This window comes from Bradyrhizobium sp. CCGB01 (assembly GCF_024199795.1).
Classification (GTDB): Bacteria; Pseudomonadota; Alphaproteobacteria; order Rhizobiales; family Xanthobacteraceae; genus Bradyrhizobium.
Window position 1 is genome coordinate 447189 of sequence record NZ_JANADK010000001.1, and the last position, 24461, is coordinate 471649.

Genomic DNA, 24461 nt, shown 5'->3' on the forward strand with positions numbered 1-24461 from the left:
AAGAAAGGCCTCACACGCTCATGCGCTGGAACTGCCCGGCGGAGCGGAAACGCCAGAGATATTGCGGGGCGATCGCCTCCAGCGAATCGGCCGATATGCCGAGGCCTTCGAGTGTCAGCCCTGCGGCCTTGGCCGCGTCCGACACGACATTGTCGCGCGCGAGCAGCGTGACCTGGTCCGGCGTCAGCTTGAACGCGCCCGGGGCGAATTGCAGGAAATTAGCCTGGAACCGGGCGAGGCCGAACGGCAGCGGCACCAGCATCCGCTTACGGTCGGTGATCGCGAGAATGGCCTCGATGATCTCGCGCATGGTCAGCACTTCCGGCCCGCCGAGCTCGTAGGTCGCGCCCGCCTTGGCCTTGCCGTCGACGGCGTCCGCGATCGCGGTGGCGACGTCGCCGACATAGACCGGCTGCATCCGGGTACTCTCGCCGATCAGCGGCAGCACCGGCGACATCCGCGCCAGCGCGGCGAAGCGGTTGGTGAACTGGTCCTCGGGGCCGAACATCACGGAGGGGCGGAAGATCGTGGCCGACGGCACGGCGGCCAATACCGCCGCCTCCCCGGCCGCCTTGGCCCTGGCATAGTGCGAGGGCGATTCGGCATCGGCGCCGATCGCGGAGACATGCACCAGGCGGCTACCTGCCGCCGCGGCCGCCTTGGCCACGGTCTCGGCACCCTTGGCCTGGACGGCGTCAAAGCTCTGCGCGCCGCCCTCCGCGAGGATGCCGACCAGATTGATCACGACATGCGAATCACGCAGCGCCGCCTCGACCGAGGCCGGATAGCGCAAATTCGACTGCACGATGTGGACCTGCCCGACCCGCCCCGATGGCTGGAGGTATCCGGCCAGTTCCGGCCGCCGCACCGCGACCCGGACCCGGTAATCCCGCCGGCACAGCGCGCGGACGACATTCCGGCCCAAAAACCCCGATCCGCCGAAAACCGTGACGAGAGTTTCCAGATTCGATGCCATGGGAGCCAATCCTGCAGGAAGAGTGCGTGTTATCAGGCTTGTATCGGTCCGGTTTGCGATGCGCAATCCGCATCCCCACGCACCCTCCAAGCATCATTTGACAACCGCGTCACCGAACCGTAGTAACCGCCTCCGTGCCCAAACGGCATGCCCAGGTGGTGGAATTGGTAGACGCGCTGGCTTCAGGTGCCAGTGGCTTAACGGCCGTGAAGGTTCGAGTCCTTTCCTGGGCACCATTGATTCTGGAAAATATGTAGATCCAGATAGATAAGCCCTTTCAGGGTGTTGCGCGGCCCCGATGGTGTAATGTTGGGGTGCAACATCGCTGTTGGGGGTTGTTCGGCCGATGCGCCGGGGTGCGTCTCATTTTTGGATTGTCGTCCGGCGTGGTCCCGCTGACGTTGTCGTGACGCCTGGCGTGTGCGCTCAGGTCGTCCGGCTCTCTCTCCGCGCCTCGAGGCCCAGCGAGGTCGAGACGCGCAAAGCGCTCGCGGCAGCCTAGGGCGCGGCGGGCAATGTCTCTTTCGACGATCGCGATCGACCTTTCACCGCTGAAGAGCAGCCGGCAGTTCGGCCGTCTTTATACCGCTGGTCTGCTTGCCATGTTCGCAGGCGAGCTTGTCGGCACCTCACTGTTCCTCCAGGTCCATGCGCTGGCCGGTCCGGTGGCGGTCGGACTTGTCGGAGCGCTTCGCTCGGTCGCAATGGTGTCGGGGTTGCTGGTTGGCGGCTATCTTGCAGATCGCCTCGACAAGCGATTTCTCATAGCCGGAACGGGTGCCTTCGTATCGATTCTGATGCTCGCTCTCGCCATCAATGCATGTGCGGACAAGCCGTCTTTGGTGGCGCTCTTTTTCATCGCAGCATTCGCGGGCGCCGGCCAGGGACTTTCCGCCCCGGCGGCGATGGCAGCCGCAGCCACGCTCGTGGCTCCGCATCAGTTCGCAGCAATTGGCGCTCTCAATACGATCGCTGGTCGGATAGCTGGCGTTCTTTCGCCGATAGCGGCCGGATTCCTGATGGGATCGTTTGGCGAGACTACAGTGTATGCTGTCGGGTCCGTTGTTGCGCTGTCTGGAGGCGCCCTGTCGCTTTCGCTTTCGAGAATGCAGGTAGTGGGCGTCGTTGGACCGAGCTACCACGCATCGATGTCGGAGGCCCTGGCGTTCGTCAGAACGTCGCCAATCATCTGCGCCGTGCTAACGATCGATTTTGCGGCGATGCTGTTTGCGACTCCCTTCTCGCTGATTCCGAATCTTGCCGGCGGTGTGTTTGGAGGTGGACCTGAAACGGCGGGTCTACTGTATTCGGCGCCCGCGACAGGCGCGCTACTTGCGTCTCTCCTCAGCGGCTGGATCGGTCGGACGACTCGCCCGGGAAGATGGTTGCTCCTGGCGGCGCTGATGTGGCCCGTCGCAATTACTGCTTTCGGCCTCAGTGCGACAGTGGTCCTGGCAATCGCGTGTCTTGCAATCGCCGGGTTTGCAGATGCGACATCCGAGATAATTCGTACCGCGCTTGTTCAGGCAAATACACCCAGCCATCTGCGTGGTCGCGTCAACGGCATATGGCTAACCCAGGCATTGATGGGCCCCGCCTTGGGAAACATCTACACTGCGACGGTTGCGGGTTTCCTTGGACCGTCGGCGGCAATCGTCATCGGCGGTTTGATGAGTGCGACCGCAACGATTGCATCCGGCCTTGCGTTTCCGGTTCTTCGCAGAACCAAGGCCTCTTGAGAGTTTGAAGGCTGACCCATCTCACTCGCCGTTGATGGACCATTTTGAAAGCGGACCTCCGCATGGTCCGTGCCGATTGCGAAACGAGCACTTAGGACCGGTGGCTCCTAGCTTTGCCGGGCGGATAACCATAGCGCCGCCGAAAGGCCAGCGAGAAATTGGTCGTGTGAGAAAAGCCAGCGAAGTAAGCGGCTTGATCGATCGTCATTTCATCTCGTTCGAGCGCGACGCGAGCCGAGTCCATGCGCCGCTCGGCGACATATCCCAATACGGTCTTGTCGAAGGTTCGTCGAAATTGACGGCTGAGAGTCCGGACGCTCATATCGTGCACTGCGGCCAGTTCAATGAGCCTGACTTCTTCGCCCGGCAGAAGGTTGTCGAGCGACTCCTTCACGCGCATCATGCGAGCCACATCGATACCGGCGGGAACGCGGAGTTGCAGGCTTTCGAGTTCGGCAAAGGCTTCGGCAAAAAAGCCCAGCGCGGCCGCCTCGCGACGGAGCACAGTCAAGGGCCCATTCCAGCAGGAAGCTGCGAATAGTCGAGAAGCCGCAGTCAGCATTTGAGGCGACGCGGCGGCACTTTGGAAGAGACCGGGCTGGGAGAGAACTTTCTTGATGACGCCTGAGTCATCATATCTCTCAATCGAGCCGGAGTTGATCCATTCTTGATCCAGGAAGACAGAGCAACGTCGCTGATTACCCCGCTCTCCCCGATAAAGTCTGGTCGGCGTAGTTTCATCGAGTGAAACGATGCTGAAATGACCGCTGGGTAGCCGCTCCTCGCGTCGACCAAATTCTGCTCTATGCCCATCGCCCATGTAGAGAGAAATCATGCAGCGAGGCTGCGACTCCATGCAGATCGTGTAGTCCTCGTGGCTGACATACTCCGCAGCGAAGGCGACAAGTCCCGGCTGTACGTCGGCGTCAACGAGCCAGCCGTAACCGAGCACATCGTCCACGTCGTCTGCCTTCGACGTTTCGAGCGAGACTTTTCGATCAGGCCTCGAAAGAGCCAGAATGTCGCTCACGTAAATCGGCTTCGAAGGGAGTGACATATATCTGAAATTGTACAGCTCTGAACGATTTGTCTTTTTATCATACGCCTTGGCCGGATCACATATGACTTTGCAGGTATTCTAATGTTCGTACGGATGAACTGACGAGAGAGCCTCGATAGACCCAGACGCAGTTGCAGGTGTGAGCAACAGGTTCTGGGTGTCTTTGGGGGCGAGAATGAGTGGCGTTGGGTATCTGTCGCGTGGGCTTCTTTTGAGCGCGGCCAGCTATTTGGCTTTCGGGTTGGCCAGCGAGGTAAAGGCGCAATCCAGCACGTTGCCGCCCGTCACGGTGGACGCGCCGAAACAGCGACCTAATGCGAGGACGGCGCCGACTCGTCGGGCAACACAATCAGCAGCTCGCCGTGCGCCCGTTCAGAGCCAGCCGGCGGTCAATCCCGCGATAGCTGCGGCGGCCAGGCCAACGACGGGCACGACACACGTCATCGGCACACCGCCCGCGCCTTATGCCGGTGGACAGGTGGCAAGCGGTGCACGACTTGGTCTGCTTGGCAACAAGAGCATTTTTGATACGCCATTCACCGTAACCAGTTACACCTCTCAACTGATCCGAGATCAGCAAGCGCAGACAATCGCCGACGTTGTCGCCAACAACCCTTCTGTTCGTCAGCTCCAGTCGAGTTTCACCGGTCAGCAGAACTACTTCATTCGAGGTTTTCTGTTCAATGCACGTGAGGTTGGGTTCGATGGTCTGTACGGCATCGTTCCAATCTATCGTCCCGCATTGGAGGGCATTGAGCGCGTAGAGGTTCTGAACGGCCCGTCTGCACTCCTCTACGGCTTCTCACCGTCCGGCAACGTGGGTGGTGTGATCAACATGATCCCCAAACGCGCCACCGACTATCCGATCACGCGCATTGCCGCTCAGTACATGTCCAATTCAAACGTCGGGACCGCATTCGACGTGGGTCGCCGCTATGGCGAGGCCAATGAATTTGGTGTTCGCGCCAACGGCCTGTACCGCAATGGAGGGACGCCGGTCGATAATCAGAATCTCGAAACCGGGTTTGGCAGCGTAGGTCTCGACTATCGGGGCGACCGCTTCCGTGCCAGCCTGGATGTCGGCTATCAAAACGATATGATCAAGGCGCCGAGCGGTTCTTTCACCGTCGCGCCCGGCTTTGCTATTCCTCGCGCACCCGACCTCAGCAGGGGCATCGCGCAGCCGTGGGAACGATCCTACAGCGAGAGCCGATACGCGCTTGCTCGCGCCGAATATGATGTGCTGCCGAACTGGACTCTGTTTGCTGCAGTTGGTGGCTCGAACCAGAAGAACGGCGGCTTCGGGACCACTGGTCGGATCGTCAACGCGGCTGGCGACATCACTCAAACGGCTTCCACGTCGCAGGTCGGTGGCGCCGTCCAAGAGCAGTGGACGGGAGAAGTCGGCGTTCGGGGCAAGGTTCAGATAGGTCCGGTCCAGCACGCCATTTCGGTCGTTGGCACGTCGTATAACAGCAATCAGGAATTCGGCGGTTTCGTTAACGGACCCGTCTTCGTATCCAACCTGTACAACCCGACATACTACCCGCGACCGACGTTCTCCGGAACGGCCGCAAGCCGTCAGCATCTGTTCGCAGATAGTGCGGCGGTGACCGATACATTGTCGGTTCTGGATGAACGGCTGCAGCTTCTGGTCGGTGCTCGTTACCAGTCATTGAGGACGGACACTTTTGGACCCACGGGCGTTTTCACCAGCTCCGAAGCCGGAGTGAGAACCTCGCCGCTCGGTGCACTCATCGTAAAGCCGGTCAAGCCTCTTTCTCTTTACGTCAGTTACGCCGAAGGCTTCGGTTTCACCGCCACAACGCCGAACAATGCACTCAACAATCCCGATCGAGTGCTGCCGCCTGGCCTGTCAAAGCAGATCGAGACCGGTGCCAAGCTCGATCTGGGCACCATTGGCATGTCGCTGGCTTTCTTTGAAATCACCAGGCCCAATGCCTTCCTTGATGCCAATTTGATTTTTGGCTTCAACGGTGAACAGCGGAACCGCGGCATTGACTACAATGTATTCGGTGAAGTGGCGCCGGGTGCCCGCATTCTTGGCGGCTTCACGCTGCTCGACGGCGTTCTCACCAAGACAGCCAACGGCGCGTTCGACGGAAAGAAGGCGCCGGGCGTGCCTGATGTCTCGATCAACATCGGTGGCGAGTACGACTGGTGGTTTGCGCCGGGCTTCACGACGAGTGCGCGCGTGATCTACACGTCGAAGCAATATTACGATCAGGCCAATCTCCAGTGGATCCCCGAGTGGACCCGTCTTGACCTTGGTGCACGTTATTCGTGGGTCTACGAGAAAATTCTCTGGAATGCGCGCTTCAATGTCGAGAACGTTACGGACCTGAATTATTGGGCCTCGACGGGGCAAGGGTCGCTGCAACAGGGGATGCCGCGTACCTTCCGGCTTACGCTCAGCGCGGACCTGACGCCCCCGCCTCCTCCGGTTACGCCGGTCCTGTACAGGAAGTGAGGCCGATGAGCGAGCAACGCGGCATTGAAGACGATGTAGATGCCGTGTTGCAGCTCAAGGCGACGGATGTTGGCTCGGGGCTGCCGGGCGGGGGCAGCCCTGACGGCAAGTCCATAGGCTTGGTCCCACAATGATCAGATCAGTCTCCACAATTCTCCATCGTTGGTTCGGACTAACGATTGCTGCGTTCATCATCTTTTCCGGCCTCACAGGCGCGATCATTTCCTGGGACCACGCGATCGACGAATGGCTCAACAGCGAATTCTTCGACGTCAAAACGCAAGGCGAGAATAAGCCGATTCTTGAACTCGTGCGTCTGGCGGAACAACGCGATCCTCGCATCGAGGTGATCTACTTCGAGCTGGTCCCGGAAGCCGGGAAGAGCGCCTATCTATATGCGGAACCGAAAATCGATCCCGCGACGAACAAGCGTTTCGTCGTGGACTACGATCAGATCTATCTCGATCCGCATACCGGCGAAGAAATGGGAAAGCGCAAATTTGGCGCCCCGTGGCCGATAACGAAAACGAACTTCACGTCGTGGATGCTCAAGTTTCACTATACCTTGCACTTCCCGGAATTCTGGGGAACGGACAAGTGGGGCATCTGGCTTCTCGGCGTCATCGCCGTGATCTGGACCGTCGATTGCTTCGTTGGATTTTATCTGACCCTTCCACCGCGAAAACGAACCAGTATCGTGAGGCCCGCGGCCGTGGCTCGGGAATTGGGGAAAGGGTTCTGGACGCGCTGGTGGCCGGCCTGGAAGATCAAGACCAGAGGAAGCGCCTATCGGATCAACTTTGATATCCATCGGGCCTTCGGGCTTTGGACCTGGTCGCTTCTTTTCATCGTGGCGTTCACTGCATTCTCGTTGAACCTCTATCGAGAGGTCTTCAGCCCCATCATGCAGACTGTTTCCAACTATACGCCGTCTGTTTTTGAGACGCGCAAGCCAGTCGGTTTGGACGAAAGGATCACGCCGAAATTCTCGTTTCAGGAGATCATCGAACGGGCGAACGAGGAAGGTAAGCGTCGTGGGTGGCCCGAACCGGTCGGCGCTATTTCATACCAGGCCCGCTACGGAATCTATCAGCCGCGCTTCTTTTTTCCCGGAGCGGACGATCATGGAGGCGGTGGCGTCGGCCCTGCCCGGCTTCATTATGACGGCGTAACCGGCGAAGTGGTCGGACAACGCGTCCCTTGGAGCGGCAGCGCCGCGGACATTTTTGCGCAAGCGCAATTTCCGCTGCATTCGGGCCGTATCCTTGGATTGCCGGGCCGCATCCTCATCTCGGCGATGGGCCTTGTATCTGCCGCGCTGGCCGTGACGGGGGTGGTCATCTGGTGGCGAAAGCGGAGGGCAAGGGTTCTGCGTTCGAGCCAAGGAGCCTATGCCTCCGCTCTCAGGTCGCTGCCTGCCGAGTGAACGCGTTCCCCTGCATTGTGTCCACCGGCACGCGACAACCCCTCACACCACGCTTCTCCCTGCCCGCTCAGCCACCTGCCTCTGCACAAAATACATCGCCACCAGCGCGACCATCGCCGACGCGACGACGACGTAGCCGATCCGGTCGAAATGGAGCAGCGAGCCGTCGGGCGCTTGCGCGACGATCGCGGCGGCGGCCACTGAGCCGAGGCCGCCGGAGAGCTGCTGAAGCGAGGCGCTGATCGCGCTGAACGAGCCGCGCTGGCTCTGGTCGGGGATCGCCGACATCAGGGCCTGCGACGGGATCATGCGCGAGAAGATGCCGACGAACATCAGCACGTTGACGAGGATCGCGGTCGTCAGCGAGACGTGGCCGAGATGGGTGTAGATCAGCACCATGATGACGGACACCACGCTGCCGAACACGAAGGTCGGGTATTTGCCGAACGCATCGCTGGCCCGGCCGACCAGAGGCCCGGTGACGATGCTGAACAGGCCGGAGACGAGATAGATCGTCGGCAGGTGCAAAATGTCGATGCCGAGATTGTGCACGGTGAACGCGCTGGAGAACGGCATCAGCATGTAGCCGCCCGTCGCCAGCAGCGTCGTGACGGCGAAGGCCAGCGTGTAGCGCGGCTCTCCGATCGTCGCGATCAGATGGCGGAACGGATTTCTGTCCTGCTTCAGCTTCAGATGCGCGTCGACCGGCTCCATGGCGAACACGATGATGGCGATCGCGGCGATCGACAGGCCGACGATCGCAATGAAGCAGACATGCCAGTTCCAGTGATTGGCGAGAAACAGCCCGGCCGGAATGCCGAGCACCTGGCTCGCGGCGAACGCCGTCTGGACGAAGCCCATCACCCGGCCGCGCAGGTGCAGCGCGAACAAATCGGTGATGATGGCGAGCACGACCGAGCCGATCACGCCGCCGAACAATCCGGTCACGATCCGGCCGAGCAGCAGCACATGGTAATTCGGCGCGGCGGCGCAGAGCGCGGTTCCGAGCGTGAAGCCGACATAGAAGAACAGCAGCAGGCGCTTGCGGTCGAAGCGATCGGCAAAGCCGGCGGCCAAAATGCCCGAAATGCCCGCGCTGAACGCGTAGGCCGAGACCGCGACGCCGAACTGCCCGGCCGTGATGTCGAGCGCGGGCATCAGGATGGCGCCGAGCGGCGACATGATGATGAAATCGAGGATGATCGTGAACTGCGTGAACGCGAGCAGCGCGATGAGGAGCGCTTGATAGCGCGAAAAGCCGCGCGGGCGGTCCGATTGATCGTCGATAGGCGCGGCGAGCGTCTGGTCGGTCATGGGGCTCGATTCATGGCGAGTGGAGGAGGAGACTGGCAGATAGGGTGGGCCGGGGCGAATTTCATGGGCCGCAGGCCGCTCGTTCCCCCGGAACATGAAGCTCACGCCGGGTTGTAGGATCCATGCAACAGGGAGTCCGGCAGTCCGCTCAATTCCGCTTCGGCCTGTGCCAGCCAGAACCGCATCTCCATCTCGCGGTACATCGTCGCCGCGGCAACAAGCTCGTCGCGAGCCTGGTCCGGACGTCCCGCGTTCGAATACAATTTTCCGAGGCCGTGACGGCAGCGCGCAGCGAGCGGGCGGAGGTCGAGTTCATCGGCCAGCGCGAGCGCGGCTCTGTAGTGACCTTCAGCCTGGTCCGGGGAGCTGTCGCCGCTGGAAGCCTCGCCCAGAAGGCGCAGGGCGGCCGCCTCGCCGCTCCTCTGGCCATTTTCACGGGCCAGCGTCAGCGCCCGCCCGGCAGCCCTGAGAGCATCCGCCTGCCGGCCCGCGAACAGGTATGCTTCGCCCAAAGGCGACAGGAACAGCGCCTGAGCAAATCGATGCCCCATCTTCTCGAAGACCCTCAGCGCCTGCTCCATCAGCGGCAGGCCTTCGGCCGTTCGCCCCAGCAGGGCATAAGCGTGGCCAAGGCTGCCGGAATTGCCTGCGACGAGGAACGGCAGGTTCCACTCGCGCGCCACCGCCAGTCCACGCTCCAGCACCACGACTGCACGGTTCAGCTCTCCCCGGGACGCCAGCAGATCGGCAAAACACCAGCTGACGATGCCGAGGCTGTAGGGGTGATCGACCGCCTCGGCGAGGCGTATGCCTTCCTCGCCGTGAGCGATCCCGCGCGCGAACTTGCCCTGGTCGGCATAGATGCGAGCGAGAAAACCGTGGGCGGTCACCGCCGGAAATCCGGCGAGGGAAAATTGCTGGAGGCTTGCGTCGCCGTCGAGCAGTTCCAGTACGTTGAGGTAATGAGATTCCGACTCGCCGTAGTGCAGCGTCGAGAAGCAGGCGAGCCCGAGAAACAGCGATGCCGAGATGCGGAGCGAAAGCTCGCCGAGCTGCTCTGCGAGACGATGGGCGTCCCGCCCGAACGTGACGGCGTCCTGTGGATGGCCGCTCAGGCTGAGGGTCTGGCACATGTGAACGGACGCGAGGCAAAGTCGTCCGGGATCGTCGAGATTTCTGGCCAGCGCTTCGGCCTCGCGAAGATAGTCGACGATGCGCGCGAACTGGCCGAGTGGAAACAGCGAGGTCTTCAGGTCGAACCTGAGATCGATCGCCTGCTCCATTGTGTCCCGGGTCTGTGGCAGAGTCGCGAGACAGCGCAGCCCCCGTTCGAAGAAACTGGCCGCTTCGCGGTTGGCCCATCGCGCATGTGCGAGTCGCCCCGCCTTGATCCAGTGGTCGGTCGCCTCGCGGGCACGCCCGGCCTCGGTGAAATGAAGGGCAACGATCTCGGATTGGGTTTCGGCCAGTGCCGGGAAGCTTTCGATGAGTGTGTTCGCGATATCCGCATGCAATTGCTGCCTGCGGCTCCTCAGCATCGCGACATAGGCGGCATCCTGGACCAGCGCGTGCTTGAACGTGTAGCTCGCCTGCGGCGGCGAGCCGCGACGGCTGACGAGGCCGGAGGCCGTCAACCGTTCAAGCGCGGCGTCCAGATCGACAGGGGGCAGCGCGGATATTGCAGCGATCAGCTCGTAGGAGAACTCCCGCCCGATCGAAGCGCCGATCGAAGCCACGTCCTTCACCGCGCCGAGCAGATCGAGGCGAGCGGCCAGCGAGGCCTGCAACGTCGCCGGAATGGCGAGCGACCGCCGCGATCCCTCCGGCCCTTCGCTGCCGGATGCCTCGCGCAACAGCTCCTGCTCAATCAGCGTGCGGGTCAACTCCTCGACGAACAGCGGGATGCCGTCGGCACGCGACAATATCTGCTCGACGACGGGCTCGGGCAGAGGCTTGCCTCCCGCGACGTCATCAATGATGCCGGCGCTGTCGCTGCGGCCAAGGCGGCCGAGGGGCAGCAGCGTCACATGAGGCTGGCCGATCCAGGAAGGCTGGAATTCCGGCCTGATGGTGATGAGCAACAGCAACGGCAGATTTGCGGCGCGAGCCGCGATCGCGTCGAGCAGGTCGAGCGATGTCGGGTCGATCCAGTGCGCGTCCTCGATCACGATCAGCCCCGGTGTCTGCACCGTTCCGGCTGAAAGCTGGTTGAGCAGCGCATTGAGGGTCATCTCCCGCTTCTCCTGCGGGGAGATCGCGAGGGCCGGATAGCGTCCGTCCGAGGGCACGCCGAGAAGCTCGGCGATCAGCATGACATCGCGGGTCAGATTTTTCGTTGCGGGCGCGAGCAGGGTTTCCAGCCTGTCTATCCGTGCGCCGGCGCTGCTGCCGGGTTCGAAATCGGCAGCCCGTTCAAGCTGAATGATGAGCGGGTAGAGCGCGCTGTGCGCATGATGCGGAGAGCAATAATAGCGCAAGCGGCTGTGTTGCTCGTCCTCGAGCCTCGTCAACACGCTCTCGACGATGCGCGACTTGCCGATGCCGGGCTCGCCCGAGATCAGCACCACGCGGCCCGCACCGGACTTCGCCTGATCCCAGCGGCGCAGCAGCAGCTCGATCTCTTCCTGGCGACCGACGAGCGCGGACAGTGAATCGGCGCGCCGCGCATCGAAACGGCTGACGCCCACGGCCTCGCCGAGCACTTGCCACGCGGGCACCGGCTCTCGCAGTCCCTTGACCTCGATATCCGGAAGCGCGCGCGTGTCGAACAATTGCCCAAGCAGCCGCCGCGTGCCGGCTGCGATCGCGACCTCGCCCGGTCCGGCAACGCCCTGCAACCGCGTTGCCAGGTTCGGCGTCTCGCCGATCGCAACGTGCTGCCTGAGATCGCCGGGCCCGGGCTTCTCGCCGATCACGACGAGGCCGGTTGCGATCCCGACGCTCGCCCGCGGTGCCGTGCCGGCCGGTGCGTTGAGAATGCGAACCGCGTCGACGATCGCGAGGCCGGCGCGTACGGCGTGTTCGGCATCGTGCTCGCGCGCCATGGGATAACCGAAATAGATCAGGACACCGTTGCCCTGGTGCTGGGCGACGAAGCCATGGAATTGCACCGCGATCCGGGCCGCGACCTGATGAAAGGCGACGATCTGGTCGTGGACGTCCTCTGGGTCGCGCTCCGCGGACAGAGGCATCGCGCCGATCAGATGGCAAGCCATGATCGTCAACTGGCGCTGCTGGCGGCCGCCCGGGCGAAGCGATTCCGAAGGCGGGGCATCGTCGTCGCGTTCCGCGACGGCTGCGGCTTCGGTCTCCCGCACCCGAACGCCATCCAGGGGCTCGTTCGTCCGCGCGCCACCGGATGGTCTGGCGTTGCGGAGTTCCGCGACGAGCGACTGGGTGACCGCATCGGGCTCCGTGTTCAGCTCGCGCTTGAGCAGCGCGACGAGATCCTGATAGCGCTTGAGCGCCTCGGCCCTGCGTCCAGTGGCGGTGAGCGCCTGGATGACCAGCCGATGCGCATCCTCGCGCAAGGCATTCACGGCAATGGCCCGGTTGGCCGTCCTGAGCGCGGATTCCGCATGTCCGGACTGCAGCGCGTGCTGGCCGTGCCGGACCATGGAATCGACTGCCAGGCCGTCCAGCCGCTCCCGTTCCTGGTCGCGCCATTCCGACCATGCGTCTTCTTCGATGTTCAGATCCGTCAGCAGCGGATTGCGGTAGAGATCGGCGGCCGCGGCCAGCGACGCACGGCTGCCCTCGACGATCAGCGTCTCGAAGCGGACCGCATCGCAATCGATCACGCCGGGCGCGAGCCAGACGTCGTTGTCGTCGCTGCAAATGGAGTCCTGCCCGAGAATCCGCCGTAACCGCACGAGGCTCTGGCGCAGATTCTGCCGCGCCTGGGTCTCGAAATGCGAGCCCCACAGCAGGTTCGCGAGCTTTTCGCGCGGTTGGCGGCGCGGCGCAGTGCAAGCCAGATAGGCCAGCAATCCCGCAAGCTTCCGGCCCGGCAACGAAACCACGCCGTCATTTGTCGTCAGTTCAAAACGTCCGAACAGCGAAAGACCAAATCTCGGAAGCGGCACGCAGTCTCTCATTCCAGTGGCAACCGGGCACGGCGATCGTGGCCTCGGAAACACACCTAACACGCTTTGACGCACTTTGAATGCCGCGCAAAGCAGGAGTCACGCTGCTGTCACGCCGGACTGACGCCGGCATTGACGGCGGTCGGCCTACAAATCCGCCGCGGGCGCGCTCCCGATGGCGAATTGGGGAGATAGTGGGGGACGAAAATATGAATATTTCAGTCGTATTCCGGATGCGAGCAGCCGCTTTCCTTGCAACCGCGCTCATTGCCGCGATCGTGATCTGCGCCGGCGCGCCGCAAGCCCGGGCTCAATTTGTCTGCGTCGATACCGGCGCCTCCGCCCAAGGTGCGACGGCAACCGGGTCAGGCGGCAATTTTGCCTGCGGGACCAATGCAAACGCCACCGGCACAGGCGGTAACAACACGGCAATCGGGTTCGGAGCAAACGCCAACGGCAACGTCAGTGGCAATCTCGCCATCGGCCTCGCCAACGCCAGTGGCAATAGCAGCGTCAATACAGCGGTCGGGGACAACGCCAATGCCAGCGGCAACAGCAGCGTCAATACCGCGACCGGGGAAGCGCTCGCCAACGGCAACAACAGCTCCAACACCGCGAGCGGATTTGACGCCATTGCCAGCGGTGATGGCAGCAAAAATACTGCGACCGGGTCCGGCGCTCACGCGACGGGCGACAACAGCGCCAATTCCGCATTGGGTGCTGGGGCCGTTGCAAACGGCAACGCCAGCAACAACATTGCGTCCGGGACCAACGCCAACGCCAGCGGCAATATCAGCTCCAACGTCGCGACCGGCTTGAACGCCAACGCGAGTGGCGCCGGAAGCCGAAACGTCGCGACCGGCGACGGCGCCAACGCCAGTGGCGCGAGCAGCTTCAACGCGGCGAGCGGCTATCTCTCCAATGCGAGCGGCGCCAATTCGGGAAATGTCGCAACCGGAGCAGGCGCTCTGGCTAACGGCACCGGTAGCGCCAACGTCGCGGTGGGCCTCAACGCCACCGCCAGTGGAAACGGCGTCGCCAATACCGCGGTGGGCAATGGCTCCAACGCCACGGGCGCGAATTCGTCGGCCTTCGGCAATGGCGCGTCGGCGACTTTCGCGAACTCCACCGCGATCGGCAACGGCGCCACCGCGACGCGCGCGAACCAGCAGGTCTACGGCACCGCCACCAATACCTACACGATGACCGGCATCGCCTCGGCGGCGAGCACGGCCGCGCAGTCCGGACCGACGCAACTCGTCACCACGGATGCCGCCGGCAATCTCGCCTCGACGTCGCTGGCCGCGCTCGGGCTTGCCAGCTCCGGCGACATCGCCGGAATCAACAATCGGCTCGCAGGCATCAATGCGCACCTCTCCGAACTCGACGGCAGGACCAGCAAGGCGATCAACGGTGTTGCGATGGCTTTTGCGATGTCCGGTTCGCCGTGGCTAATGCCGTCCGAGAAGATCGCGGTCACCGCGAACTGGGGCACGTTCCAGAACACCAATGCGCTCTCTATGAGCGCCGCGCTCCGCGTCAGCGAGCATGTGCAGGCCAGCGGCGGCCTGACCTATGGCACGAACGGCCGGCGGATTGGGCGGACGTGTCGGAATGCGCGTCGGCTGGTGAAGGCGGGCGCGGCCAGTCCATGCAATTGATTGCGCGTGCCCTGATTGCGCTGGCGCTGCTGCTGTCGTGCAGCAACGGCCGGGCGGAAGCTCAACAGAAAACGCTTGCGCCTGCGGCCACGCCCGCGCAGCCGTCGCTGCCTGTCACGCTGGAGCAGGCGCTCTATCTGATCCGTTCGACGCTGCTTACGCTCAATGATGCCAACCGCACCGGCAATTACACCGTGCTGCGCGATCTCGCCGCGCCCGATTTCCAGGCGCGCAATACCGCCGCCGATCTCGGGCTGAATTTTCTCGACCTGCGGCGTCGCAATTTCGATCTGTACGGCGCGGCATTGCTGCCGCCGCAATTCACCGAAGCGCCATCGCTCGACCAGCGCGGAATGCTGCGCCTTGCCGGTTACATTCCGACCCAGCCGCAGCAGATCAAGTTCGATCTTGTGTTTCAGATCGCCGCCGGACAATGGCGTCTGTTCGGGATCGCGATCGCCACGCCGGAAGCACCCGCGCCGCCGCAGGCTCAGGCTCAAGCCCAGACTCAAGCGTCTCCCGTCAAGCCGGCGGCACCTCTGCAAAAGAAATCACAATGAGGCGCTCTGCCAACAGATTCTCAGCCGCGACCGTCATCGGCTGGAATTTTTCACTGCTCCCGGACGGATTATGAAGAGGAACAAGTTCATGATGTATCGAATGATGATCGCCGCGGCGTTGTTCGCAGCGGTCAGCGCCGCCCCGGTCATGGCTTACACGAGATCTCCGTCGCTGAGCGACGCGTCCGTACGGAAGAACATCCCGCCGCCGCCGAAGCCCACTCCGGCGCCCCCCAAGCCGCCAGCCCCCACGTCCGGGAAGAAGCCGTAGCCGCGGCTTTATTGCGAGTCCGAGCGCGAGGTCGCCGTGCATCCGGCGATCTCGTTGCCGCCAGGCTTCTCCAACTGCATGTCCTGTCAGCCCATCATGCGCGCACGCCTCTGCGATTTCGTTCGAGACGGATGGAAGCGCGCGTGTGTCGTCATGGCCTGCTGTACGGTTTCCTCGCTTGCGAATGCCGCCGAGCCGAACTGGTCGCTGAGCGCCGATCAGGATTTGCGATATGCGAGCTGGAGCGGCACGCGGGGTTTCCCTGCCAGCGGCTCGACGGCGGCCGGCGCCGGGACGCAGGTCTATGCACCCCTGACGATCCAGGCGAGCGGGCAGCCGCTCGAAAACGTCAAAGTCGATCTGCTCGGCAGGGGCGGCTATGTGTGGTCACGGCAATCCACGCCCGGGTTGACCGGCAGCATCACGACCGCGACCGATACGGTGGTCTCGGGGACAGCAACCTATCTCGGCATTCCCGGAATTCAGCCGTTCGTCTCCATGAACGTCAACCTTCCCTCGGGGACGACGGCTCTCTATGGCAGCGCGGCGAATGCGCGAATGGATCAGGACATCGTCGACCTCGCAACATTCGGCGAAGGGTTGAACATAGGGCCGACGGTCGGCGTCAACCTGCCCATCGGCGAACAGCTCATCCTGACGTTCAGTTCCGGCTATACCTGGCGCGGCGCATATCGCATGGAAGCGCTGCTCGATCCCGCAAGCACGGAGCCGCAGGCAACCACATTGGTGGGGCCGGGACGGGTCGCGACGCAGAGTGCGTCGCTCGGCTACCAGCTGGCAAACCTGACGCTGCTGGCTTCAGCGTCCTACGCCCACGAAACTGCAACCTATCTGGATCATATCTCATCTTATGCGCTTGGCGACCGCTACACGCTGTCAGGTACGGTCGGATACGCATGGACGACATCGTCGAGCACGACATTCACGGCGTCGTGGACCAACGCGGAGAAGAACAGGGTGTTGGATCCGGACCTGTTGAAGATTGTTCCCGAGTCGTTTCGGTCCAACAGCGCCGTTTATCGGTATCGCCTCGAGCAACCCGTCGTGAGCGGCAACTGGACCGTCGCACCGATGGTGAACTACATGCGGCGCGATCAAAACTCCTACAATCCGGTCACGCAGCAATTCATTCCGGCAAAGACCCGCATCGGAGCCGGAGGTTCTGCGCAGTATTCACTACGCGAAGGCTTGTCCTTGAAAGCGAGTGTAGAGCACTTCTGGATCAATGAGAATCCGACCGAGCTGACACCGAACCTTCGCGTTCGCGGCTGGATCGCGATACTTGGCGGGAGCATGAAATTTTGACGCGCATCATCACCGGGTTGAGCGGCTTTGCTCTTGTCACGGCATTCGTCGCCGGCTTGTCGACTTTCGATCAGGCGCACGCAAGATGCCCAGAGGGCAGGACTGCAGGTGGTGGATGCGTCAACGGCGGCCTCGCCAGGTCGATGCGCCAGCGAGCGATCATCTTCTCGCAGCCCAAACTGTCCTATACCGGCGCGCCGGTCTCGCAGAGCCGCGGCGACAGCCAGGACACGAACACCCCCAGGTTGATCGAGCGGTCCTACAACAAATACGGACCGCCTCCGCCCCAGCCCGTGCCGGCGGTGGTTCCGACCCTGCCGCCAACGCCTCCACCGCCTCCACCGCCTGTCACGTCCGACAGACGGCTCAAGCACGACATCTTGCGCCTTGGATGTCTCGACAGCGGCATCTGCCTCTACCGGTTTCGCTATCTCTGGGACGACACGTTCTATGTCGGTGTGATGGCCCAGGAGGTCGAGCGGATCTTGCCCAGTGCCGTGGTGCACGGTCCCGACGGCTATCTTCGGGTCCGTTACGACCTGCTCGGACTGCAGTTCCGCAGCTGGGGCGGTTGAGAAACCACCAGGCCTAGCTGACCAGGATGATCGTGTGAGTCATGTCCACCGGCTGATAGGCCAGCACTGTTTCGCCGACACCGTCGCTTGTGAGCGTCAACTCCGGTGAAGTTATGTTAATCATAACATAACACGATGCCGGCGGAATGACGGGTCGGCGAAACGGGTTGGCGGCAGTCTCCGGTTAAGCCAGCCTTAGCGAATGCCCCCTACGCTCGCGGCCGTCCATTTCCCTGCTCCCCGGCCTAAGGGCCGGTCAGTTTGCGGCAAGTCAGAGCGTTTTCGGATGGAGCAGCCTGCCTGGCAGTATGATTCTGGCGCGCCTGAGCCGTCGGCAACGGCGGCGGCTGCGCGGACGCTCGTCATTGATCTCGAAGGCGCCCTGCTGCGGTCCGAGCTCTTGATGGAAGCGCTGTTCTCCAGCCCCGCCCGCCTGCTGGCGCGCTTCGGTGCGGGCGGACGGCCGGGGATGGCGGCGCTGACGGATGTCCTGGCGCAGGCCGAGATCGACTATGCCCATCTGCCCTATGATTCCGGCGTGCTGAACCAGGCGCTGGCGGCGCGGGCGCGGGGCGGGAAGATCTATCTGGTTGCCGGCCGCTTTGCCCGCCATGCCGCCGGCATTGCCGCCCATCTCGGCTTTGACGGCGTCGTTACGCCGGCTGATCTTTCTGCGGGCGGCAAGCTGCCGTTCGATCCCGCCTCCGTGGAGCGCATCGAGAAGCGCGGCAGCGCTGGCGCGAGCCTCAAGACCTGGGCGAAGGCGCTGCGGGTCTATCAATACGCCAAGAACACGCTGGTGTTCGTGCCTGCGATCACTGCGCATCAGATGAACCTTCCGACGCTCGGCTATGCGCTGCTGGCGTTCATGGCGTTCTCGGCCTGCGCGTCGGGCGCCTATCTGATGAACGATCTGCTCGATCTCGCTGCCGACCGGCAGCATCCGACCAAGCGCCATCGGGCGCTTGCGGCCGGCGATCTGCCGATCTCGTCGGCGCTGCTTGCGATCCCCGCGCTGTGGCTGTTCGCGGTTGCAGCTTCCCTCTGCATCTCACCGCTGTTCCTCGGCGTGCTCGGTGGCTATCTCGCCACCACGATCGCCTATTCGCTCGTGCTCAAGCGCAAGATGCTGGTCGACGTCGTCACGCTCGCTGGCCTCTACACGCTGCGCATCGTCGCCGGCGCGGTCGGTGTCGATGTGGTGCTGTCGGAATGGCTGCTGATCTTCTCGCTGTTCGTGTTCACCTCGCTGGCGCTGATCAAGCGCTTCAGCGAGCTCAGCATGCGCGAGAGCGCCGGCCTCGCCGATCCCTCCAACCGCGATTACAAGATCACCGACCTGCACATCATCAGCGCGATGGCGGCGGCGAGCGCCATGAACGCGGTGACCGTGTTCTCGCTCTATGTGTCCTCGTCCGCGGTGACGCCGCTCTACAGCCGGCCCTGGATGCTGTGGCTGCTCAACCCGCTGCTGCTCTACTGGTTCGGCCGTGCCCTGATGATGGCGCATCGCCGCGAGATGCCCGACGATCCGATTCTCTATACTTTTCGCGACGGTGCCAGCCGCATCACGGTGGCGGCGATGATCTGCATCATGCTGGCCGCGATCTGACCGGGCTTGGCAGGAACCGCCGGCGCTTGCGCGGCCCGCCGCCAGTGGCTACATCGCAGGCCATCCGACTAGCTTATGATGCCGACAGACCAATTCGACCGAGGTTTTGAAACGCCATGACCGTACGCCTGCATCGCGGCGACCTGCCCGACCTGTCCCGCTACACCACAGCGGTGGCGATCGATACCGAGACCATGGGGCTGAACCCGCATCGCGACCGGCTCTGCGTGGTGCAGCTCTCGCCCGGCGACGGCAGCGCCGACGTGGTGCAGATCCCCAAGGGCCACACCGACGCGCCGAACCTGAAGGCCCTGCTGGCCAATCCCGCGATCACGAAGATCTTCCACTTCGCGCGGTTCGACGTCGCGGTGCTGTACCAGACCTTCGGCGTCATGACCGGGCCGATTTATTGCACCAAGATTGCCTCGCGCCTGACCCGCACCTACACCGACCGCCATGGCCTCAAGGACCTCGTGCGCGAGGTGCTCAATGTCGACCTCTCCAAGCAGCAGCAATCCAGCGATTGGGGTTCCGACAGCCTGACCGAGCCGCAGCTCGCCTATGCCGCCTCCGACGTGCTGCACCTTCATGCCCTGCGGGAGCGGCTCGACGCCATGCTGGTGCGGGAGGGCCGCACCGCGCTGGCAAAGGCCTGTTTCGACTTCCTGCCGACCCGCGCTTTGCTCGACCTCCAGGGCTGGCAGGAAGAGGACATTTTCGCGCATTCCTGAAGCGCCCAGCGGCCGTTAGGCTGGGGTTGCCGCCCCGTTTCGGACACTTTCGTGCGGCCTCTCGCGGGCTGCATATCCTGGCGGTGCCGGGTACAATGGCGCGCCATCGACCGGACAAGGCGAGCGACACTCTGGAGCAGCGGTGAATTCGGCCCAGAATCCAACCTACGACGCCGCGCTTGCGGCGAAGTTTGCCAGCGCGGCGCGCCACAGCCGCCTGGTGCGGATTCTGCGCATCGCGGTGCCGGTGACGGTGGCTGCGTCGATCGCCGCGATCGTCGCGGTCTCGACCTTCCTCAATCCCTTCCAGATCCCCATCAAGCTCGACTCCGGAAACCTCGTGGTGACAGGCACCAAGATCACGATGGAATCGCCGCATCTGGCCGGCTTCACCCCGGACCAGCGGCCCTACGAGCTCTGGGCCAAGACCGCGACGCAGGACATCACTGATCCCGATCACGTCGATCTCAATGATTTGCGCGCGAAGGTGCTGATGGAAGACAAATCGACCCTGCTGCTCGATGCCCGCACCGGCCGCTTCGACAACAAGCAGCAGCAGCTCGACCTGCACAAGGATATCTTCCTGCGCACCTCGACCGGCTACGAGGCGCGGCTGAACTCGGCCTTCGTCGACATGGGCAAGGGCACGGTCTCCTCGGACGAGCGTGTCGACGTCAAGCTGACCAACGGCACGCTGACCGCCGACCGGCTGCGCATCACGGAAGGCGGCGACGTCATCCGCTTCGAGGGCAATGTGGTGATGCATCTGGACAAGCTGGACGACCCCGCCGCTCAGCCTGCGCCGGCCGAGCAGCCCGCGCCGCCTGTAAAAACGCGTACGCCCCAGAACAAGTCTGCCAATTCAAAGTGATTTTCATGTCGAAGTTTTTTCCGCGCAACGAAGAGAAGCGCAGCGTCATCCTCGGTGCGGCCGCGCTCGCCGCCACAGTCGCGCTGATCGCAACGGGCGCGGCGCTCGCACAGAGCACAATGCAAGGCGTGCCCAACGCCATGCAGGGCTTTTCGCAGAACCGCGATCAGCCGATCCAGATCGAAGCCGCTTCGCTGGAGATGCGCGACAAGAAGAAGGAGGCGACCTTCTCCGGCAACGTGAAGGTCATCCAGGGCGACACCACCATGACCTCGAAGACGCTGGTGGTGTTTTACGAATCCGGTGGCGACAAGCCGGCCACGCCGCAGCCCGCGGCGAAGGCGGCCAAGAATAGCGGCACCGGCGCGCCGATGCAGTCGGCGACGCCGGGCCCGGGCGGCAGCTCCTCGATCAAGCGGCTGGAGGCGCGCGGCAATGTCGTTGTCACCCAGAAGGACCAGGTGGTGACGGGCGAGACCGCCGTCTTCGACACCAAGACCAACCTCATCACCATGCTCGGCGGCGTCGTCCTGACGCAGTGCAAGAACGTGCTGCGCGGCGACCGTCTGGCGGTCGACATGACGACCGGCGTGTCCCGCGTAGAGTCGGATACCGGCCGGGTGCAGGCGTTGCTGCCGCAGGGCGGGAGCAATGATTGCGGATCGGGCAGTCCGGGCAAAGCCGGCGCGGGTCCGCCTCTGCAATTGCCTGGCACGGGCAAGCAGAAGTAAATTCCAGGCGCGATTTCAACGGCTTGGGCCAGATTCTCCCGATCCGAGGTTGAAGCTTGCCCGGCGAGACTGTATCTAGCGCGCAGGGCTTTCGAAGCGGGGTCCGCCGCTTTTCGGGCGTGTTTCACTGGGCATGAGACATCCCTTCACTCATGCTGTTCCGGCGAATCGCAAGGCCGGTGCGGCAGATCGCGCGAATTCCGCGCAGGATCGTCGCGAAAGGCTAGAAGGCGGGGATGGTCGATCTCTTCAGCATGTTCCGTCGGCGCCCCGCCAAGCGCGGCCGGCCAGGATTTGCGCGTCAGGACATCACCGCGCTCGGTGACAGCGTCGGCGGTCTCGTGCCCAGCCCGGTGCGCGACGCGCCGCCGATCGCCCGTGACCAGCCGATGCGCGCGCCCGATCATTTCCAGGCCGACTTCCAAGCCGACTATCAGGCCGAGCAGCCGCGTGCCCAGGCGGTGCATCCGGTGCGGGCCGCCAGCCGGCCCAACGGCGCCGGTGGGCCCCAGCTCCTGAAGCGGCCGGGCTTCCTGGCGGTGCATAGCGTGGAAAAGAGTTTTGGCAGCCGTCAGGTGGTGCGCGGCGTCAGCATCTATGTGCGTCGTGGCGAAGCGGTCGGCCTGCTCGGCCCGAACGGCGCCGGCAAGACCACCGTGTTCTACATGATCACCGGCCTCATCAAGCCCGATCGCGGCGCGATCGAGCTCGACGGCCACGACGTCACCAGGCTGCCGATGTATCAGCGCGCGCGGCTCGGCATCGGCTATCTGCCGCAGGAAGCCTCGATCTTTCGCGGCCTCACCGTCGAGCAGAACATTCGCGCCGTGCTCGAAGTGGTCGAGCCCTCGCGCAAGAAGCGCGAGCAGCAGCTCGACTCGTTGCTCGACGAATTCAACATCACGCGCTTGAGGAAATCGCCGTCGATCGCGCTGTCGGGCGGCGAGCGCCGCCGCGTCGAGATCGCGCGCGCGCTCGCGACGCGTCCGAACTACATGCTGCTCGACGAGCCCTTCGCCGGCATCGATCCGATCGCGGTCGGCGACATTCAGGACCTCGTCCGCCATCTCACCAACCGCGGCATCGGCGTGCTGATCACCGACCACAATGTCCGCGAGACGCTCGGCCTGACCGATCGCGCCTATATCGTCTATGCCGGTGAAATCTTGACCGAGGGTAGCCCGGATGAGATCGTCGCTGATCCTGACGTTCGCCGGCTTTACCTTGGCGAGGAATTCCGCCTCTAGCCCGTTTTTCCAATTCGTCAAGCCGTGTACATCGGGCTCGGACTAGGATAAGCAAAAATCGGACCAACTTTTGGGATCGGTTCTTGCTTCATGGCGCTAACGCAGAGATTAGAGTTCCGGCAATCGCAGTCGCTGGTCATGACGCCGCAGCTGATGCAGGCGATCAAGCTGCTGCAATTGTCCAATCTCGATCTCACGACGTTCGTGGAAGAGGAACTCGAGCGTAACCCTCTGCTGGAGCGGGCCAATGACGAGCCCCCCGGCGGCGAAGCTCCCGCCGAGGCCGGCCAGTTCGGCGATGGCGAGGAGTCCGGCGGCCAAGGTGATGGGCAGGGCGATGACGGTTTTGGCGGCAGCGCCTTCGAGCCGGGCCAGGAAGAATGGATGAGCAAGGATCTCGGCACCCGCGCCGAGATCGAGCAGACCCTGGACACGGGCCTCGACAACGTCTTCTCCGAGGAACCGGCCGAGGCTGCCGCGCGCAACGCCCAGGATGCGGCGCCGACCACCTATACCGAATGGGGCGGCGGCGCCTCCGGCGACGAGGACTACAATCTCGAGGCCTTCGTTGCCGCCGAAACCACGCTGGGCGACCACCTCGCCGAGCAGCTTTCGGTTGCCTTCACGGCACCCGCGCAGCGCATGATCGGTCAGTACCTGATCGACCTCGTCGACGAGGCCGGCTATCTGCCGCCGGATCTCGGCCAGGCCGCCGAGCGCCTTGGCGCGTCGCAGCAGGACGTCGAGGGCGTCCTCGCCGTGCTGCAAAAATTCGATCCGCCCGGCGTCTGCGCCCGTAATTTGAGCGAATGCCTGGCGATCCAGCTCCGCGAGCTCGACCGCTACGACCCCGCGATGCAGGCCCTCGTCGAGCATCTCGATCTGCTCGCCAAGCGCGACATCGCTGCCTTGCGCAAGCTCTGCGGCGTCGACGACGAGGACATCGCCGACATGATCGGCGAGATCCGCCGCCTCAATCCCAAGCCCGGCATGAAGTTCGGCTCGGCGCGGCTCCAGACCATGGTGCCGGATGTCTATGTCCGCCCGGGTCCCGATGGCGGCTGGCATGTCGAGCTCAACAGCGACACCTTGCCGCGCGTGCTGGTCAACCAGACCTATTACTCCGAGCTGTCGAAGAAGATCGGCAAGGACGGCGACAAGTCCTATTTCACCGACGCGCTCCAGAACGCGACCTGGCTCGTGCGCGCGCTCGATCAGCGCGCCCGGACCATCCTGAAGGTTGCAACGGAAATCGTGCGCCAGCAGGACGGCTTCTTCACCCATGGCGTTGCGCATCTGCGGCCGCTGAATCTGAAGGCCGTCGCCGACGCCATCCAGATGCATGAATCCACGGTGTCGCGGGTCACCGCCAACAAGTACATGGCGACAAATCGCGGCACATTCGAATTGAAATATTTCTTCACCGCCTCGATCGCCTCGGCCGACGGCGGCGAGGCGCATTCCGCCGAAGCCGTCCGTCACCACATCAAGCAGCTGATCGATTCGGAAGCGCCGGCGGCGATCCTGTCGGACGACACCATCGTGGAACGCTTACGCGCCTCGGGCATTGATATTGCCCGCCGCACGGTCGCGAAGTACCGCGAAGCCATGCGCATTCCCTCCTCGGTGCAACGCCGCCGCGACAAGCAGAGCGCTCTTGGTAACGTCCTCTCCACCGCAATGTCCGATCGCTCCCGCAACACCGAGCCGGCCTGATTGCGCTGGCGCCAAATCGCGCTACTCTCACCTCCCCCTTCGCGACCGATCCAAGCTAGGCCCTCAAAC

General features: G+C 63.3%; 18 protein-coding genes and 1 tRNA gene. 15 read left to right on the forward strand and 4 right to left on the reverse strand.

All coding sequences use genetic code 11. From position 1 onward, the window contains the following. Window positions 1-10: 10 nt before the first annotated feature. Window positions 11-976, reverse strand: coding sequence for a complex I NDUFA9 subunit family protein (locus tag NLM25_RS02065; protein WP_254135844.1), 966 nt, complete (start codon window positions 974-976; stop codon window positions 11-13). Window positions 977-1125: 149 nt separating this feature from the next. Between NLM25_RS02065 and NLM25_RS02070 the strand changes: the two genes are divergently transcribed. Together NLM25_RS02070 and NLM25_RS02075 are read left to right on the forward strand one after the other, a co-directional pair. Then, window positions 1126-1212: transfer RNA gene (locus NLM25_RS02070), tRNA-Leu, on the forward strand. Between the two features lie 279 nt (window positions 1213-1491). After that, entirely contained in the window at window positions 1492-2715 is a 1224-nt protein-coding gene (locus NLM25_RS02075) for an MFS transporter (protein ID WP_254135845.1), read from the forward strand. 91 nt (window positions 2716-2806) lie between these two features. Here NLM25_RS02075 and NLM25_RS44085 read toward each other — a convergent pair whose 3' ends face one another. Beyond that, window positions 2807-3745, reverse strand: a complete 939-nt coding sequence (locus NLM25_RS44085) for a helix-turn-helix transcriptional regulator (RefSeq protein WP_254135846.1) — start codon at window positions 3743-3745, stop codon at window positions 2807-2809. A 205-nt stretch (window positions 3746-3950) separates the two neighbouring features. Here NLM25_RS44085 and NLM25_RS02085 point away from each other — a divergent pair, with 205 nt between their 5' ends. The 3 genes from NLM25_RS02085 to NLM25_RS02090 are packed head-to-tail and all read left to right on the forward strand — an operon-like array spanning window position 3951 to window position 7692. Then, on the forward strand, window positions 3951-6266 hold the full coding sequence (locus NLM25_RS02085) for a TonB-dependent siderophore receptor (RefSeq protein ID WP_254135847.1): 2316 nt from the start codon (window positions 3951-3953) through the stop codon (window positions 6264-6266). A 5-nt stretch (window positions 6267-6271) separates the two neighbouring features. Next, window positions 6272-6400, forward strand: a complete 129-nt coding sequence (locus tag NLM25_RS43845) for a hypothetical protein (protein WP_256570650.1) — start codon at window positions 6272-6274, stop codon at window positions 6398-6400. Next, a complete protein-coding gene (locus NLM25_RS02090) occupies window positions 6400-7692 on the forward strand; it encodes a PepSY domain-containing protein (RefSeq protein ID WP_254141096.1) in 1293 nt (430 codons plus the stop codon). The genes NLM25_RS43845 and NLM25_RS02090 overlap by 1 nt, the downstream gene beginning before the upstream one ends. A 42-nt stretch (window positions 7693-7734) precedes the next feature. On the opposite strand, the gene NLM25_RS02095 is transcribed toward NLM25_RS02090, so the two are convergent. Beyond that, window positions 7735-9006, reverse strand: a complete 1272-nt coding sequence (locus NLM25_RS02095; RefSeq protein WP_254135848.1) for an MFS transporter — start codon at window positions 9004-9006, stop codon at window positions 7735-7737. A 101-nt stretch (window positions 9007-9107) separates the two neighbouring features. Beyond that, on the reverse strand, window positions 9108-13103 hold the full coding sequence (locus NLM25_RS02100) for a BTAD domain-containing putative transcriptional regulator (RefSeq protein WP_254135849.1): 3996 nt from the start codon (window positions 13101-13103) through the stop codon (window positions 9108-9110). 197 nt (window positions 13104-13300) lie between these two features. Here NLM25_RS02100 and NLM25_RS02105 point away from each other — a divergent pair, with 197 nt between their 5' ends. From NLM25_RS02105 to rpoN, 10 genes are all read left to right on the forward strand, one after another. After that, window positions 13301-14752 (forward strand): hypothetical protein, encoded by a 1452-nt coding sequence (locus NLM25_RS02105; RefSeq protein ID WP_254135850.1) that lies wholly within the window; start codon window positions 13301-13303, stop codon window positions 14750-14752. Then, window positions 14743-15312, forward strand: a complete 570-nt coding sequence (locus NLM25_RS02110; protein ID WP_254114727.1) for a hypothetical protein — start codon at window positions 14743-14745, stop codon at window positions 15310-15312. The genes NLM25_RS02105 and NLM25_RS02110 overlap by 10 nt, the downstream gene beginning before the upstream one ends. A gap of 307 nt (window positions 15313-15619) precedes the next feature. Continuing rightward, a complete protein-coding gene (locus NLM25_RS02115) occupies window positions 15620-16909 on the forward strand; it encodes a hypothetical protein (protein ID WP_254135851.1) in 1290 nt (429 codons plus the stop codon). Then, the gene (locus NLM25_RS02120) at window positions 16906-17484 is read left to right on the forward strand and encodes a tail fiber domain-containing protein (RefSeq protein ID WP_254135852.1); all 579 of its coding nucleotides are present in this window, start codon (window positions 16906-16908) and stop codon (window positions 17482-17484) included. Before NLM25_RS02115 ends, NLM25_RS02120 begins: the two co-directional genes overlap by 4 nt. A gap of 286 nt (window positions 17485-17770) precedes the next feature. Next, window positions 17771-19096, forward strand: coding sequence for a UbiA family prenyltransferase (locus NLM25_RS02125; RefSeq protein WP_254135853.1), 1326 nt, complete (start codon window positions 17771-17773; stop codon window positions 19094-19096). 116 nt (window positions 19097-19212) lie between these two features. Continuing rightward, complete coding sequence (locus tag NLM25_RS02130; RefSeq protein ID WP_254114723.1) at window positions 19213-19827, forward strand: ribonuclease D; 615 nt, start codon at window positions 19213-19215, stop codon at window positions 19825-19827. 142 nt (window positions 19828-19969) lie between these two features. After that, on the forward strand, window positions 19970-20698 hold the full coding sequence (lptC, locus tag NLM25_RS02135) for an LPS export ABC transporter periplasmic protein LptC (protein WP_254114722.1): 729 nt from the start codon (window positions 19970-19972) through the stop codon (window positions 20696-20698). A gap of 5 nt (window positions 20699-20703) precedes the next feature. Continuing rightward, the gene (locus tag NLM25_RS02140) at window positions 20704-21429 is read left to right on the forward strand and encodes an LptA/OstA family protein (protein ID WP_254135854.1); all 726 of its coding nucleotides are present in this window, start codon (window positions 20704-20706) and stop codon (window positions 21427-21429) included. Window positions 21430-21665: 236 nt separating this feature from the next. After that, window positions 21666-22676 (forward strand): LPS export ABC transporter ATP-binding protein, encoded by a 1011-nt coding sequence (gene lptB / locus NLM25_RS02145; RefSeq protein WP_254135855.1) that lies wholly within the window; start codon window positions 21666-21668, stop codon window positions 22674-22676. Window positions 22677-22766: 90 nt separating this feature from the next. Further along, entirely contained in the window at window positions 22767-24392 is a 1626-nt protein-coding gene (rpoN, locus tag NLM25_RS02150; protein WP_254135856.1) for an RNA polymerase factor sigma-54, read from the forward strand. The last annotated feature ends 69 nt before the right edge of the window (window positions 24393-24461 follow it).

What these genes read in the sequence shown, in the direction of transcription:
- NLM25_RS02095 (WP_254135848.1), bottom strand. Translation starts at nt 9,006, where the DNA reads ATGACCGACCAGACGCTCGCCGCGCCTATCGACGATCAATCGGACCGC.
- NLM25_RS02125 (WP_254135853.1), top strand. Translation starts at nt 17,771, where the DNA reads ATGGAGCAGCCTGCCTGGCAGTATGATTCTGGCGCGCCTGAGCCGTCG.
- NLM25_RS02065 (WP_254135844.1), bottom strand. Translation starts at nt 976, where the DNA reads ATGGCATCGAATCTGGAAACTCTCGTCACGGTTTTCGGCGGATCGGGG.
- NLM25_RS02085 (WP_254135847.1), top strand. Translation starts at nt 3,951, where the DNA reads ATGAGTGGCGTTGGGTATCTGTCGCGTGGGCTTCTTTTGAGCGCGGCC.
- NLM25_RS02130 (WP_254114723.1), top strand. Translation starts at nt 19,213, where the DNA reads ATGACCGTACGCCTGCATCGCGGCGACCTGCCCGACCTGTCCCGCTAC.
- NLM25_RS02105 (WP_254135850.1), top strand. Translation starts at nt 13,301, where the DNA reads ATGAATATTTCAGTCGTATTCCGGATGCGAGCAGCCGCTTTCCTTGCA.
- NLM25_RS02075 (WP_254135845.1), top strand. Translation starts at nt 1,492, where the DNA reads ATGTCTCTTTCGACGATCGCGATCGACCTTTCACCGCTGAAGAGCAGC.
- NLM25_RS43845 (WP_256570650.1), top strand. Translation starts at nt 6,272, where the DNA reads ATGAGCGAGCAACGCGGCATTGAAGACGATGTAGATGCCGTGTTGCAG.
- NLM25_RS02110 (WP_254114727.1), top strand. Translation starts at nt 14,743, where the DNA reads ATGCAATTGATTGCGCGTGCCCTGATTGCGCTGGCGCTGCTGCTGTCG.
- NLM25_RS02100 (WP_254135849.1), bottom strand. Translation starts at nt 13,103, where the DNA reads ATGAGAGACTGCGTGCCGCTTCCGAGATTTGGTCTTTCGCTGTTCGGA.
- NLM25_RS02140 (WP_254135854.1), top strand. Translation starts at nt 20,704, where the DNA reads ATGTCGAAGTTTTTTCCGCGCAACGAAGAGAAGCGCAGCGTCATCCTC.
- rpoN (WP_254135856.1), top strand. Translation starts at nt 22,767, where the DNA reads ATGGCGCTAACGCAGAGATTAGAGTTCCGGCAATCGCAGTCGCTGGTC.
- lptB (WP_254135855.1), top strand. Translation starts at nt 21,666, where the DNA reads ATGGTCGATCTCTTCAGCATGTTCCGTCGGCGCCCCGCCAAGCGCGGC.